This window comes from Rhizobium sp. L51/94 (genome assembly GCF_019355555.1).
Lineage (GTDB): Bacteria > Pseudomonadota > Alphaproteobacteria > Rhizobiales > Rhizobiaceae > Rhizobium > Rhizobium rhododendri.
Genome location: NZ_CP072141.1, coordinates 3,509,193 through 3,524,123 on the forward strand (window position 1 = coordinate 3,509,193; position 14,931 = coordinate 3,524,123).

Annotated in this window: 11 protein-coding genes; 3 read left to right on the forward strand and 8 right to left on the reverse strand. The window is 61.4% G+C overall.

Annotated elements, in window-relative coordinates:
- Positions 1-141: 141 nt before the first annotated feature.
- From ung to J5274_RS17110, 3 genes are all read right to left on the reverse strand, one after another.
- Positions 142-849: a uracil-DNA glycosylase gene (gene ung / locus J5274_RS17100; RefSeq protein WP_219274691.1), complete on the reverse strand. Its 708-nt coding sequence runs from the start codon at positions 847-849 to the stop codon at positions 142-144.
- Positions 850-941: 92 nt separating this feature from the next.
- Positions 942-3,383: an FAD-dependent oxidoreductase gene (locus tag J5274_RS17105; protein WP_219274692.1), complete on the reverse strand. Its 2,442-nt coding sequence runs from the start codon at positions 3,381-3,383 to the stop codon at positions 942-944.
- Positions 3,380-4,243, reverse strand: a complete 864-nt coding sequence (locus J5274_RS17110) for a phosphotransferase (protein WP_224140228.1) — start codon at positions 4,241-4,243, stop codon at positions 3,380-3,382. The genes J5274_RS17105 and J5274_RS17110 overlap by 4 nt, the downstream gene beginning before the upstream one ends.
- Between J5274_RS17110 and J5274_RS28825 the strand changes: the two genes are divergently transcribed.
- Positions 4,166-4,357, forward strand: coding sequence for a hypothetical protein (locus J5274_RS28825; protein ID WP_224140223.1), 192 nt, complete (start codon positions 4,166-4,168; stop codon positions 4,355-4,357). The genes J5274_RS17110 and J5274_RS28825 overlap by 78 nt on opposite strands.
- A 27-nt stretch (positions 4,358-4,384) precedes the next feature.
- Here J5274_RS28825 and J5274_RS17115 read toward each other — a convergent pair whose 3' ends face one another.
- Complete coding sequence (locus J5274_RS17115) at positions 4,385-5,290, reverse strand: LysR substrate-binding domain-containing protein (protein WP_142823546.1); 906 nt, start codon at positions 5,288-5,290, stop codon at positions 4,385-4,387.
- A 104-nt stretch (positions 5,291-5,394) separates the two neighbouring features.
- Between J5274_RS17115 and J5274_RS17120 the strand changes: the two genes are divergently transcribed.
- A complete protein-coding gene (locus J5274_RS17120) occupies positions 5,395-6,408 on the forward strand; it encodes a YeiH family protein (protein WP_142823547.1) in 1,014 nt (337 codons plus the stop codon).
- A gap of 23 nt (positions 6,409-6,431) precedes the next feature.
- Here J5274_RS17120 and J5274_RS17125 read toward each other — a convergent pair whose 3' ends face one another.
- From J5274_RS17125 to J5274_RS17140, 4 genes are all read right to left on the reverse strand, one after another.
- Positions 6,432-8,222 (reverse strand): putative bifunctional diguanylate cyclase/phosphodiesterase, encoded by a 1,791-nt coding sequence (locus J5274_RS17125; RefSeq protein ID WP_374113725.1) that lies wholly within the window; start codon positions 8,220-8,222, stop codon positions 6,432-6,434.
- A gap of 237 nt (positions 8,223-8,459) precedes the next feature.
- Positions 8,460-11,645: an efflux RND transporter permease subunit gene (locus tag J5274_RS17130; RefSeq protein WP_142823548.1), complete on the reverse strand. Its 3,186-nt coding sequence runs from the start codon at positions 11,643-11,645 to the stop codon at positions 8,460-8,462.
- Between the two features lie 126 nt (positions 11,646-11,771).
- Positions 11,772-12,974, reverse strand: a complete 1,203-nt coding sequence (locus tag J5274_RS17135) for an efflux RND transporter periplasmic adaptor subunit (RefSeq protein ID WP_142823549.1) — start codon at positions 12,972-12,974, stop codon at positions 11,772-11,774.
- 59 nt (positions 12,975-13,033) lie between these two features.
- Complete coding sequence (locus tag J5274_RS17140; RefSeq protein ID WP_142823550.1) at positions 13,034-13,843, reverse strand: alpha/beta hydrolase fold domain-containing protein; 810 nt, start codon at positions 13,841-13,843, stop codon at positions 13,034-13,036.
- 171 nt (positions 13,844-14,014) lie between these two features.
- Here J5274_RS17140 and J5274_RS17145 point away from each other — a divergent pair, with 171 nt between their 5' ends.
- On the forward strand, positions 14,015-14,926 hold the full coding sequence (locus tag J5274_RS17145; RefSeq protein WP_142823551.1) for a LysR family transcriptional regulator: 912 nt from the start codon (positions 14,015-14,017) through the stop codon (positions 14,924-14,926).
- Positions 14,927-14,931 lie beyond the last annotated feature (5 nt).

Below are 14,931 nucleotides of genomic sequence, written 5' to 3' on the forward strand. Positions count from 1 at the left end.
TATCTGCATCTCTAATATTTTAATTTTTACTTGAGAATCATCGGTAAGGCCAGCGCTAGTCCGCATCGGGCTAGCGCTGGCCGCCATGGCGTTCGGCACGCCTGGAATTTCGGTGGGAGATCTCTGGCGTCGATTGCGGCCCTAAGCCTGGCCGGCGCCTGGATTTTCCGGGAGCGCCCAGTCAATCGGCGTGCGTCCGTGTTGCTCAAGATAGGCGTTGGCCTTGGAGAAAGGTCTGGATCCGAGAAATCCGTTATGGGCCGAAAGCGGCGACGGATGTGCGGATTTCAGCACCAGATGGCGCGACGCGCCGACGAATGCGGCTTTCTTCTGCGCATAGGCACCCCATAGAAGGAAGACGACATGCTCGCATTGATCGTTGACGGCCCGGATCACGGCATCGGAAAACCTTTCCCAACCCTTGCCCTGATGGGACGCGGCGCGAGACTCCTCGACGGTCAGCACGCTGTTCAGCAAAAGTACGCCCTGCCGGGCCCAGCTTTCGAGAAACCCGTGGCGTGCCGGTGGAATGCCGAGATCGGCCTGCATCTCCTTGTAGATATTGACCAGCGACGGCGGCGTGCGCACACCCGGCCGGACGCTGAAGCAAAGGCCGTGCGCCTGCCCGAGGCCGTGATAGGGATCCTGACCGAGGATCACCACCTTGACATCATGCAAGGGCGTCAGGTCGAGCGCGCGGAAATATTCAGGCCCGCGCGGAAAGATGGTCTTGCCGTTTTGCCTTTCCTCAACCAGGAAGGCCTTGAGCTTTTCCATGTAGGGGCTGGAGAATTCCGCCGACAGCGCATTCTTCCAGCTTTCCTCCAGCTTTACTCCCGCCTCCGGCATTCACTTGGCTCCTTGTTAGGCCTCCACCGTGATGGCGAAATGCTGCCCAAGTCAACAAAACGACGTCGGGGATGTCCTTAAAGCCACAGCCTTTAGGCTCTGATACGAGCCATCTGCGGATCGTAGAGCGGCTTCAGCGAGACAGTACAGGGCACGCGTCGCATCGCAACGTCGAGCGTATAGCGTCCCGACATGACGAAATCGGCTGTGACCCCGGCAGCGTTGCGGACGTACCCGTAGCCGATCGGCCGGTCGACCGTGTATCCGAAGCCACCGCTCGACAGCCACCCGACGCGTTGGCCATCGCGGTAGATGGTTTCCCGTCCGAGCAGCACCGTATCGCGGTCCTCCGGCACGAAACAGGCCAGCAGCTTCTTGACGCCGGACTTGCGCTGCTCCTCGATGGCCGCCCGCCCCCTGAAATCAGCGTTCTTCTTTACGGCCCAGCCAAGCCCGGCTTCGATCGGCGTGTGGTCCGGGCCGATGTCGGCACCCCAGGCCCGATAACCCTTTTCCAGCCGGCAGCTTTCGATCGCCCGGTATCCGGCATTGACCAGATGATGCGCGGCACCGGCCGTCATCAGTGCATCGTAGACCGCCCCGGCATTTTCCACCGGCACATGCAGCTCGAAGCCGAGTTCACCTACATAGGTAATGCGCAGCGCCCGCACAGGTGCCCCGGCGATACCGATGGTGCGCACTTGGCCAAACGGAAAGGCGGCATTCGAGACGTCGGCGCGGGTCACCTGCTGGAGCACGGCGCGCGATTGCGGCCCCATCAGCGACAGCACGCAGTAGCCCGATGTCACCTCCACCAGTTCGGCCTGCAGACCCTTGGGGATATTGCGGCTGATCCAGTCGAAGTCGTGAGTGGCAAAGCCGGTACCGGTGGTGATGTAGTATTCGTTGTCTGCCAGGCGAGCGACCGTCAGATCGCATTCGATGCCGCCCCGGTCGTTGAGCATCTGGGTGTAGATCAGCGATCCGACCGGCCTCGCCACGTCGTTGGAGGCGATCCAAGTGAGCGCCGCTTCGGCATCTCTCCCCTTCAGCACGAATTTCGCAAACGACGTCTGGTCGAAGATGACGACGGATTCGCGCACGGCCTTATGTTCGCGGCCAACGGCATGGAACCAGTTCTGCCGACCGTAGGTGTAGATATCGCGGGGCTCCTCCCCGGCAAAAAGGTCGGCAAACCAGTTCGGCCGCTCCCAGCCGAGTTTTTCTCCGAAGCAGGCCCCTTGCGCCTTCAGGCGGTCATAGAGCGGCGATTTGCGGCAGGGACGTCCGCTCGCATGTTCCTCGAACGGCCAGGCCATGGTGTAGTGCTTGCCGTAAGCCTCCAGCGTCCGGCTGCGCACCCAGTCGGTGTCGAAATGCGGCCGGCCGAAGCGACGAATGTCGACAGGCCAGAGGTCGTAGGGAGGCTGTCCCTTCGAGACCCATTCCGCCAGAGCCATGCCGGCACCGCCGGCAGATGCAATGCCGAAGGCATTAAAGCCGGCGCCGACGAAAAAGTTACGCAGCTCCGGCGCCTCGCCGAGGATGAAATTGCCGTCGGGCGTAAAACTTTCCGGCCCGTTCAGCAGTTGCTTGATACCTGCCGTTTCCAGTGCCGGAACGCGGGCGAGTGCCTGCTCCATGATCGGCCCGAAATGATCGAAATTGGAATCGAGCAGAGAGAAATGGAAATCCTTAGGTATGCCGTCGACTGCCCAGGCGATCGGGTTGGGCTCGTAGCCGCCCATGACGAGACCGCCGACCTCCTCTTTGTAATAGGTGAGCCGATCCGGGTCGCGCAATGTCGGCAGGTTCGAGGGCACGCCGAAGGATTCGGTGATGATATATTGATGCTCGACCGAGACAAGCGGCACGTTGACGCCGAAGCGGGCCGCGAAATCCCGCGTCCACTGGCCAGCGCAGACGACGACCCGCTCGCACTCGATCCGACCGCGATCGGTGAGGACGGCGCGGATGCGGCCCTTGTCGATCTCGATGTCGAGCACTTCCGTATCCTCGAAGATCGCAGCGCCGGCCATGCGCGCACCGCGCGCCAGCGCCTGGGTGATATCGGAGGGATTTGCCTGCCCGTCGGTGGGAAGGTAGGCAGCACCGATGAGGTCGTCGACCTGCATCAGCGGCCAGAGCGACAGCGCCTCCGATGGCGTCAGCAACTGCATGTCGAGGCCGAACGACTGGGCGGTCGTCGCCTGGCGCTTGACCTCGATCCAGCGCTCCTCGTTGCAGGCAAGGCGCAGACCGCCATTCATCTTCCAGCCGGTCGCAAGACCCGTCTCCGCCTCCAGCCGCTTGTAGAGATCGACGGAATAGCCGAGCAGCTGGGTGATGTTGGCGTTGGAGCGCAACTGGCCGACTAGTCCCGCCGCGTGAAACGTCGTCCCGGACGTCAGCTTCCGGCGCTCGAGAAGAACGGTATCCGTCCAGCCGAGCTTGGCGAGGTGATAGGCGGTAGAACAACCGATGATGCCGCCGCCGATGACGACTGCTTTTGCTGTCCCGGGCAGTTCCTTCATCGACGTTCCTCGATATCAAACAGCTGATAGGCGCGCTCGAAACGCGCCATGTTGTCGGCGGTATAGGCGACGTAGTCGAACTCTATCGTGGAATAGGCTTCGGACACCATGCTCCAGAGCGTTTCGCGCAAAAGCGATGCACATTTCATCGCCTCGTAGCGGCGCTTCAATCCTCTTTCCCCGACGCCGTCGTGGTAGATATCCAGCATGGCGGCCTCCTGATCGGCGGAAAATCCGGCATTGGAGGCAAGCCCGCCGAGATCGAACAGCGGCGTATTGAAGCCGGCATAGTCCCAGTCGATAAGCCAAAGCCGGTGACCGTCGTCAAGAAAATTGCTGGCCAGCAGGTCGTTATGGCAGAAGACGATGTCAAACGGTCCCGCCGCCTTCTCCAGCCTCCTCATCTTGTCCAGCAATCCGTGCATCAGGGGCTCGTAGCGGCTCCCGATATCCCGGAGCGTCGATGCGTAGTCGGCAATGATATGAAACGACCAGAACATCCCGGCAGCGCCGCGCAGGTGGCCGCCAACCCTGCGATGAGCATCGCGCACCAGCAGCACGACACGCTCCAGCATATCCGGCCGCCCGAGCACCTCGGCCGACAGCGCCGGCGCGTCGATGTAGTCGAGTACGAGAATGCCGGGCTCATGATAGACGACATCGGGAGACAAGCCGGCAGCATGGGCAGCCAGGCTGGCCGCCAGCTCGTTGGCACGGACGATATGATGAACCGGAATATCGGAGCCGAGACGCACGACACGGCGCCGCGAACCGTCCCTTACATGATAGTTGCGGTTGGTGATGCCGCCGGTCAGGGCAGCGATCTCGATTGGCCCATGCCAGATATCGAGCGCGCGAATACGATCCTCGGGCTTGTCGATAATGCCGGTTCTCCCATTGCAGAAGAGCTGACCCGAAATTTCGTCACAATTGCCGGACTGTCAAGGATAATGCCGGAAAGTCAAGCATTCTGACCAATTTGGAGCCGCACCGCAGGCGTCTCAAGAGGCGCTGGCTCGAGGTGTAACAACGCGGCACATCTGTTCCAGCGCGATGGACGCCTTGCTGGCGTGCCGTTCCTTGTGGCGCAGCAGGCGAAAACTGCGGGCCGGTAGCTCGAAGGCCGCCTTCACCAAAAGCCCCTGTTGCAGATAGAGACTGGCCGAGACGCTGGAAATCGCCGCCGCGCAGGCGCCTGCCTGCACAGCCGATAGAACCGCTTCGTTGGATGGAAAGACCAGCGCGACCTGCATGTCCTGCGGCACGATGCCGAAGCCCCGCATAGCCTCCTCGAAGGCCGAGCGGGTGCCCGACCCTTTCTCGCGCATCACCCAGAGACTGTCGGCAACGAGGTTGGCTGCTGACAGCGCCCGGCCATCCGCCCACGGGTGGTCCGGCGCCACCACCACCGATAGCGCATCGCTTGCAACAACGGCGGACGACAGTTCCGGTGCGTCGATCTCCCCCTCCACCAGCCCGAGTTCCGCCTCGCCGGCGATGACTGCATCCGCGACGGTGCGGGTATTGCCGATGGTCAGGCTGAGGTCGATGCCGGGATAGGCCTGGTGGAAGCGTATCATGACCGGCGGCAACCAGTAGCTGGCGATGGTCTGGCTGGCATAGAGATTGAGTTGGCCGCGCTGCAGCCCGCCGAGCTCCGACAACATCAGTTCGGCCGCGCGTACGCGCGCCAATGTCGCCCGCGCCTCGTTCAGAAACACCCGTCCCGTCTGCGTCAGCTCGATCCGCCGTCCGACGCGATGAAACAGTTCCACGCCATAGAATGCCTCGAGGTTCTTGATCGAGGCGCTGACGGCTGACGGCGTCAGCCGTATGGCTTGCGCGGCGCGGGTCAGGTGCTCCCGCTCGGCAACGGCGACGAAGATGGCAAGCTGTTCAAACGTCATAAGCCAACCGTTCGTTTTAATCGAACGAAACATCCCATAATATTCGATGGAAATCTACAACTCGCTGTAGGACAGTCCGGGCACCAGACCAAAGAAGGTGACCCATGTCTATCGCCTCGCGCTCACGTCACATCCTGCCAGGATTGGCACTTTGTCTTGCCGTCGCACTGGCTGCAGTGGCGGTCGAAAAGCTTGAGGTTGTGCTGCTTGGCGGCCGATGGATCGAAGGTCTCATCCTGGCGATTGGCTTCGGCATCGCCGTTCGAACCGCACTGCCGCACATGCCCTCGATGCGCGCGGGTATCGATTTCAGCGCCAAGATCCTGCTGGAATTGGCGATCGTGCTGCTGGGTGCATCGATCAGCCTGTCGGCAATCCGGGGCGCTGGGTTACCGTTGATCGGCGCGATTGCCGGGCTGGTCCTGATGTCGATAGCCATCAGTTACGCCATCGGCAGGCTGCTGGGGCTTCCGGGCAAGCTGGCGACGCTGATCGCCTGCGGCAATGCCATCTGCGGCAACTCTGCCATTGTCGCCGTTGCGCCGGTCATCGAGGCCGACGCCGAGGAAATCACTGCCGCACTGGCCTTCACCGCCGTGCTCGGCGTTTTCGCGGTGTTCCTGTTGCCGGTGCTGTTCGTCAGGGCAGGTCTCAGCCCGTCGCAATACGGCGTACTTGCCGGCTTGACGGTTTATGCCGTGCCGCAGGTGCTGGCTGCAACGGCACCTGCCGGCTTGCTGGCCGTCCAGACGGGCACGCTGGTCAAGCTCGTGCGCGTGCTGATGCTCGGCCCCGTCATCGTCATGATCGGCACGATGATGAAGGGCGTGAAGACGGAACTCCCAGCACAGCACCACTCAATCGTGCCGTGGTTCATCGTCGGCTTCGTGCTGATGATGGGCTTGCGTTCATTCGGCCTCATCCCGGAGGTTGCCTTTGTACCGATGAACCTAGTCTCCAACACGCTGACGCTGGTCGCCATGGCAGCACTGGGATTGTCGGTGGACGTTCGGGTCGTCGGCCATGCCGGCGGCCGGGTGATCGCGGCAGCGACGCTATCGTTGCTCGTTCTCGGCGGGCTGAGCTGGATCGTCATCACGTTTCTGCAGATCCAGTAGAACGCCTGCGGTTTCAGCGCGGTCTATGCGCTGTCTGCTGGCATCTTTGACAGCAGCTTGAAGATGTCGGCTGCCGGGCTCGGATAGCCGAGAGCAAAACCCTGCAACCCGTCGCAACCGATCTCTCCCAGCACCCGGGCATGCTCCTCGGATTCGACACCCTCGGCAATGACTTCGACATTCAATGTCTTGGCAATCTCGACGATCGACGCGACAAGGCGCCGCTGTTCTTCCGACACGGTAATGTTGGTGACAAGCTGGCGATCGATCTTCAGCCGCTTCGGCCGCAAGCTGACCAGCCCGATCAGCGACGCATGCCCCGACCCGAAATCGTCTATCTCGATATCGACGCCCAGTGTCTTCAGACCCGCGATGTTCGAGACGACGATATCTTCGCAATCATCGAGGAAAATCGTTTCAACAAGCTCGAAAACGATGGATTCCGGCGGGATGTCGAGCCTGTTCAATTTCTGAATCAGTTGCGGGTCGTTGAGCCGTTTGGCAGACACATTGACCGCAATGCGCGGCGGCACGATACCTTCCGCCCGCCATCGTCCGTAGTCAGCAAGGGCCTGCTCCAGAACCGCGGCATCGATTTCGGCTTCCAGACCGTATTCCTGGGCAACCTTGAGGAAGGTCCCCGGAAGCATCAGGCCATGCACCGGATGTTTCCAGCGCGCCAGCGCCTCGAGGCCGAAAATACGGCGAGTGCGCGCATCCACCTGCACTTGATAATAGGGAATGATTTCGTGGCGCTGCAATGCCAGCTTGAGGTCGCCGGCCAATTGCCTTTTGCCCAGCAGATCAGATTGCAGCTTTGCACTGAAAAACTGCACCCTGTTGCGACCTAGTTTCTTCGCCTGGTACAGCGCCAGATCGGATTCCGCCAGAATATTCCCGGCCTTTGACGTCATGTTCCAGGCGATACCGACCGAGGCATTCGTCTGCACGACGCCGGCTGCGAAAGGGACATCGGCGCGCAGCGCAGAGAGGGCGCCGTCGGCCAGCGTCTCCAGCGCGCCGGCCTCGGCCACGTTGGTCAGCAGGATCACGAATTCGTCGCCTCCGATGCGGGCAACCATGCTCGCTCCGGAAACGGCGCCGGAAAGACGCGCGGCGGTGGCCTTCAGCATCGCGTCGCCGGCCGCATGGCCAAGCTTGTCGTTGATCTCCTTGAACCGGTCGAGATCGATATGAATGACGGCGATGCTCTCGACCGTCGGATCGCTCAACAGTTCGGCAAGATGGCGGTCGAAATAGCGGCGATTGGGCAAGCCGGTGAGATAATCGTGGTTGGCAGCGTGCTCGACCAACCCCTTGCTGCGCTCGACCGCGACTGCCCTCGCCTCTGCCACTGACTTTTGCTCCGCTAACTCACGGGTCAGGATGACATCGGCGGTGACGTCCCACTCGGCGCCGATGATCGATAGAGATCCATCCGGCCCCTCGAAGAAACGCGCGCTCGAGCGGATGTGGCGCGTCTGGCCGTCGGCGAGAATGATGCGGAAATGCGAGTTGTATCGGCCTTTGGAGGCCACGGCTGCATCGAATTCGGCGGAGGCCCTATCGCGGTCGTCGGGATGAACTGCATTCAGCCATATGTCGCCGGTCACTCTGCCCGACAGGCCTGTCCCGTAGAGCCTGTGCATGGAAAGGTCCCAGACGACGGTGTCATCCCGAAGATCATGCTCCCAGACACCAATTTGCGATGTCTCCAGCGCCAGCTCCAATCTCCTCACGAGATCCTGGAACTCCTGCTCTGTCCGACCTGCATCGATAGATGGTTTCGCGATCGCCGCTCCTCCCGACGCCAAGGCAATGTGACACGCCTTGCCGACCTCAGATCACATAGCTTTTCATTAGCTAATTTTAATAAACACAGGAAGCGCGAGCGTCTATCTTCGTGATACATCAGACGGGCAAAGCCATGGCATTCCGTGCCTTGAGCCTCAAACGAAGATATATCTTATTCCAGAAACGACAATGGGCGGACCCTTGCGGATCCGCCCATTCTGTCTGTTCGAGGAGGTCAAGCGCCGAACAGGCAACTTTTATTCGGCAGCAATCCGGATGATCTCGGCGTTATGCTCTTCATGCTGCTTCAGCGGACGGTTGCCCGATAGCTTGCGGATCAACACATAGAACACCGGCGTCATGAAGATGCCGAAGAATGTCACCCCGATCATGCCGGAGAATACCGCCACGCCCATGGCCGCACGCATCTCGGCGCCCGCACCCGTCGAGGTGATCAGCGGCACGACGCCCATGATAAAGGCCATCGAGGTCATCAGGATCGGTCGCAGTCGCAGACGGCTGGCTTCCATGGCAGCCTGAACGGGCGTCCTGCCGACAAACTCCAGCTCACGGGCAAATTCGACGATCAGGATGGCGTTCTTCGCCGATAGCCCGACCAGCACCATCAACCCGATCTGGGTGAAGATGTTGTTATCACCGCCCATCAGCCACACACCGGTCAGCGCCGCAAAGACCCCCATAGGCACGATCATGACGATCGCCAGCGGCAGGGCGAGGCTTTCGTACTGCGCGGCAAGCACGAGGTACACGAGCAGCAAGGCCAGCGGGAAGATGATCAGTCCGGAATTGCCGGCGATGATCTGCTGGTAGGTCAGGTCCGTCCACTCATAGCCGATACCCTTTGGCAGAGTGTCGGCCGCAATCCGCTCTACTGCTGCCTGCGCCTGGCCGGATGAAAATCCGGGGGCTGCGCCGCCGTTGATGTCGGCAGCCAGGAAGCCGTTGTAGCGCGTCGTCCGCTCAGGTCCGGTGCTGGCCTCGACCTTTAGTAGCGCCGAAAGCGGGATCATCTGCCCTGTCGACGAGCGCACCTTCAACTGCCCGATATCGCCTGGATGAGCCCGAAACTTCGCATCCGCCTGTACACGGACACTGTAGGTACGGCCGAAAGCGTTGAAGTCGTTGACGTAGAGCGAGCCGAGATAGATCTGAAGCGTATCGAAGACATCCGTCACCGAGACACCCAGCTGCTCTGCCTTGGCGCGATCGAGGTCGGCGTAAAGCTGCGGTACGTTGATCTGGAAGCTCGAGAACAGACCCGCAAGCTCAGGCGCCTGATAGGCCTTGGCCAGAAACGCCTTGTTGGCTTCGTCGAGGGCCTGGTAGCCAAGCCCCGCCTTGTCCTCCAGCTGCAGCTTGAAGCCGCCGGTGGTGCCGAGGCCCTGGACGGGCGGCGGTGGGAACATGGCGATGAACGCTTCCTGGATGCCGCCGAACTTCTTGTTCAGCTGCATGGCGATGGCGCCGCTCGACAGATCGGGTGTCGTACGCTCCTCGAACGGCTTCAGCTTGACGAAGATGACGCCGGCATTCGACGAGTTGGTGAAGCCGTTGATCGACAGGCCGGGGAAAGCGATCGAATGCTCGACGCCCGGTTCCTTCATCGCGATCTCGCTCATGCGCTCGATGACATTCTGCGTCCGGTCGAGACTGGCCGCATCCGGCAGCTGGGCAAAACCGATCAGATACTGCTTGTCCTGGGCCGGCACAAACCCGCCCGGCACCGCCTGGAACAGGAAGTAGGTGGCACCGATCAGGGCGAGATAGACGACCATGACGACGCTTTTCATCGACAGGATGCCGCCGACCCCACGGCCATAGCCGTTTGAACCGCGCTGGAAGACCGTGTTGAATCCACGGAAGAACCAGCCAAGGCCCTTGTCCATAACCCGCGTCAGCCAGTCCTTCGGGGCATGGTGGTCCCGCAGCAGCAGCGATGCCAGCGCCGGCGACAGCGTCAGCGAGTTGAAGGCCGAGATCACCGTCGAAATGGCGATCGTCAGCGCGAACTGCCGGTAGAACTGGCCGGACAGGCCGGAGATGAACGCGAGCGGTACGAACACTGCGACGAGCACCAGGGCGATGGCAACGATCGGGCCCGACACTTCCTTCATGGCCCGGTACGTGGCATCCCTCGGCGACAGGCCGTTCTCGATGTTGCGCTCGACATTTTCGACCACGACGATGGCGTCATCGACGACGATACCGATGGCCAGTACCAGCCCGAAGAGGCTGAGTGCGTTGATCGAGAAGCCGAACATGTACATGACGCCGAAGGTACCGATGATCGACACCGGCACTGCCACCAGCGGAATGATCGACGCCCGCCATGTCTGCAGGAACAGGATGACGACAACGACAACCAGCGCGATGGCTTCGAGCAACGTGTGCACGACCTTGTCGATCGACGTGCGAACGAACTCGGTGGTGTCGTAGACGATCTCGTACTTGACGCCGTCAGGCATCGCCTGCTGCAGCTCGTTCATGGTCTTGTGGACCTCGTCCGAGATGGTGATGGCGTTGGAGCCGGGCGCTTGGAACACCGGAATGGCGACAGCCGACTTGCCGTCCAGCAGCGAGCGCAGCGAATAATCGGATGCACCGAGCTCGACGCGAGCGACATCGCGCAGGCGGGTGATCTCGCCGTTGGTACCGCTCTTGACGATGATATTGCCAAATTCCTCCGGCGTCTGCAGGCGACCCTGCGCATTGACATTAAGCTGCACGTCGATGCCGGTAAGATTCGGAGAAGCGCCGATGACGCCGGCAGCCGCCTGGACGTTCTGCGCCCGGATGGCATTGGCGATATCGTCGGCCGCAAGGCCGCGCTCGGCGGTCTTCTGCGGGTCGACCCAGACACGCATGGCATAGTCGCCCGAGCCGAAGATCTCGACCTGGCCGACGCCCTGGATGCGCGCCAGCCGATCCTTCACGTTAAGGACCGCATAGTTGCGCAAGTAGGTGATATCGTAGCGATTATCCGGCGACACCAGATGCACGACCATCATCAGGTCCGGCGAACTCTTGACGGTGTTGATGCCGAGATCGCGGACGTTCTGCGGCAACCTTGGCTCGGCCTGCGAAACGCGGTTCTGCACCAGCTGTTGCGCCTTGTCCGGGTCGGTGCCGAGCTTGAAGGTGACAGTCAGCGTCATCAGGCCGTTGGATGTGGCCTGGCTGGACATGTAGAGCATGCCCTCGACGCCATTGATCTGCTCTTCGATCGGCGTTGCCACCGTCTCGGATATGACCTTCGGGTTGGCGCCCGGATATTGCGCGGTAACGACAATCGACGGCGGCACGACTTCTGGATATTCCGAAATCGGCAGCAGCCCCATGCCGATCAATCCTCCGACGAGGATCAGGACCGACAGCACGCCGGCAAACACCGGTCGGTCGACGAAAAAGCGAGACATGTTCATGATGTGGCCCTCTCCAGGGATAACGGTGGACGCACTGCGCAGGACCACGCGGCAACTCCGCCGCAGGTCTCATGCCATTTGCAATTTTTAACTGACCGGGAGGCCCTCTCCCGGTCTTGAAGGCGCCTACTTCGAAGCGGCGACCTTCTGCTCGGGCTTCTGTTCAGGCTGCGGATCGACCAGTGCACCCGGGCGCACCCGCTGCAGTCCGTTGACGACGATACGGTCGCCGACGGCGAGACCGGCTTCGACGATACGCTGGCCGTTGTTGAGGTCGCCGAGCGTCACCTGCCGATAGACGAGCTTGTTGTCAGCGCCGACGAGGAACACGAACTTCTTGTCCTGGTCGGTGCCCACGGCCCGGTCGTTGATGACGATCTTGTTCTCCGACTTAGGCTGGCCCATGCGCACCCGCACGAACTGCCCGGGAATAAGGTGGCCGCCCGGATTGGCAAAGACGGCGCGCACACCGATGGTGCCGCTGGCCGTATCGACCTCGTTGCCGATCAGTTGCAGCTTGCCGGTGATCGGCGTGCCGCTGTCGCGTGTCGTACCGATCTCAACCGGGATCTGCTCGACTGGCGGCGCAACGCCGTCATTGGCCGTCAGTTGTGCGAGGGCGCTGGTCACGGCCTGCTCGTCGGCATTGAAGCTTGCATAGATCGGATCGACCGAAACCAGCGTCGTCAGCGCCGGCGACGCCGAGCCGGCAGCGACGAGATTGCCGACAGTCACCTCTAGCTTGCCGACACGCCCGGCGATCGGTGCGCGGACCTGCGTGTAGTCGAGGTTGAGCTGGGCGGTCTGCAGGGCTGCCTGGGCCGCCTGGACATTCGCCTGCGCTTCCGAATAGGCGCTCGCCCGTGTATCGAGGTCGCTCTGCGAAATCGTCTTGTTGTCGGAAAGGCGACGACCGCGGTCGAGCTCGAGCTTGGCAAGATCGACGCGCGAAGCGGCGGCTTCGACCTGCGCCTTTGCCTGGGCTACGGCCGCCAGATAGGGCGCCGGATCAATGGTCAGCAACAGGTCGCCGGGCTTGACCAGCGCGCCTTCGCGGAAATTGACCGACTGGATGGCACCGGCGACGCGCGGACGGATGGACACCCGTTCGATCGCTTCGAGCCGCCCGGAAAACTCCTCCCAGGCCGTGACGTCCGCAGCCGCTACCGTGGCGACGGTCACCGGAACAGCAGCAGGGGCCGCCGCCTTTGCAGGCTCACTGGCAACCGCACCGCGCGGCAGGTCGAGATAGAAGGCTGCCCCGAAAACGGACGCAGCAAGGCTTATGCCGGCGCCCCACAGGGCCCAGCGCTTGTCTTTGGTTGTCATTGCATTCTCTCCTTTTCAGCCCCGGCTTGGGATCCCGGGCTGCAGATCACTGGCTCTAATCAGCCAGGCCGAACACGAATATCGTCTACGAAGCTCTTGAAACTCTTGCGGATATCACCCTGCCAAGTTTGCTCGTCGGCCGATTGCCCGCCATAAATTCTTGCCCAGCCCATACCGGCGGACAGGATACGCTGCTGGACTGAAACGCCTGCCTTTTCCAGCAATTTGCCATATTCCACGCTCTCGTCGCGCAACGGATCGTCCTCCGCCGTCAGCAGCAAGGTCGGCGCCACGCCCGAAAGCCGCGAGCAGAACCGCGGCGCGGCATAGGGATGGCAGACACCACCGAGGAAACCCAGATAGTGGTTCCAGCCCTCGCTCCAGCGTTCGCGCATCCCGCTCTTGTCGGCGCACTGAAACGACTTGCTGCCCATGAAAGGGTCCAGCAGCGGCGAGATCAGCACCTGACCGTCGAGCATCCCAGGCATCTGGTCGCGCGCCTTGAGAGCGACGCCAGCCGCAAGGTTTCCGCCAGACTCTTCGCCGGCAACAAGCAATAACGACTTCTTGCCACCCAACTCGCGCTTGCGCGCAAGATATTCCAGGACGCCATAGGCATATTCGAGCGACTTCGGAAAACCGTTGTCGGTCGGCCCGCTGCAATCCGCATCGACGACGATGGCACCGGCATCTGCCAGGCATTCCGCAACCGGACGGCCGACATAGACCGCCTTGTCCAGAAATGCGCCGCCGTGAAGATATAGCACGACCGGCGCAGTCTTGTCGTCAAGCGAGTCACAGAACACACGCGCAGAAACCGGACCTGTGGCCACGCCTTCCAACACAACTTCCTTAAACGGGGCACGCATCGAGGGGCTCCCAACTGAGTGGATCGACCAAACGAGATCAATTCCGCCTCATCTCTTGGGTGGAACATATTGTTATTCCGTTTTACAGATAAGTCCCCTATATTCGATCAGACTATTCACGATCTCGAACAATGAGCAGCTTTCCATAAACCGGCTCAGGATTATTACAGGATGGACCAGCTTTCCGCCATGCGCGCTTTCGCTCGTGTTGTCGAAACCGGCAATTTCACGCGCGCAGCCACGACCCTGTCGATGCCGAAGGCGACGGTAACGACACTCATCCAGGGGCTCGAACAGCACCTGCACACGAAATTGCTGAACCGCACGACCCGCCGTGTCATGGTTACCACCGACGGCGCTCTTTACTACGAGCGCGCGATCCAGATCCTTTCGGAAATCGAGGAGCTCGACGGCAGCGTCAGCAATTCGCAAAGCCTGCCGAGCGGCCGGCTGCGAGTCGAAATGGCCGGCGCCTTCGCCGACGAGATCGTTATCCCGGCGCTGTGCGACTTCCACCTGCGCTATCCCGATATCCGCATCGACATGGGTGTCGGCGACCGGCTGGTGGATTATCTCGCCGAGAACGTCGACTGCGCCCTGCGCGCCGGCACCCCCACGGATCAGTCCCTGATTGCCCGGCGCGTCGGCGAAATTCCGATGGTCACCTGCGCGTCACCGCGTTACCTCGAAAAATTCGGCACGCTTCAGGCCCCTCAAGACATCGAAACCGGACACTTCGCCGTCAGCTACTTTCGCGCCCAGACGGGAAAGACGATACCGTTCGAGTTCTCCCGTGCCAACGAGACGTTTGAGATCAGCCCCACCTACATCCTGTCGGTCAATGATAGCAGAAGCTTCGTCAACGCGGCCCTGAGCGGTCTCGGCATCATCCAGGCTCCTGCCTTCATGATCCGCGAAGCGTTGGCGGATGGGAAGCTTGTGCGAATGCTTCCTGATTGGCACCGCGACCCCTTGCCCCTGCACATCGTCTATCCGCCGAACCGGCACCTCAGCAACAAGGTCCGCGTCTTCGTCGACTGGCTGGCAAAGCTGCTGGTCACCTCGCGCATCGGCGATCTCTGATGCAT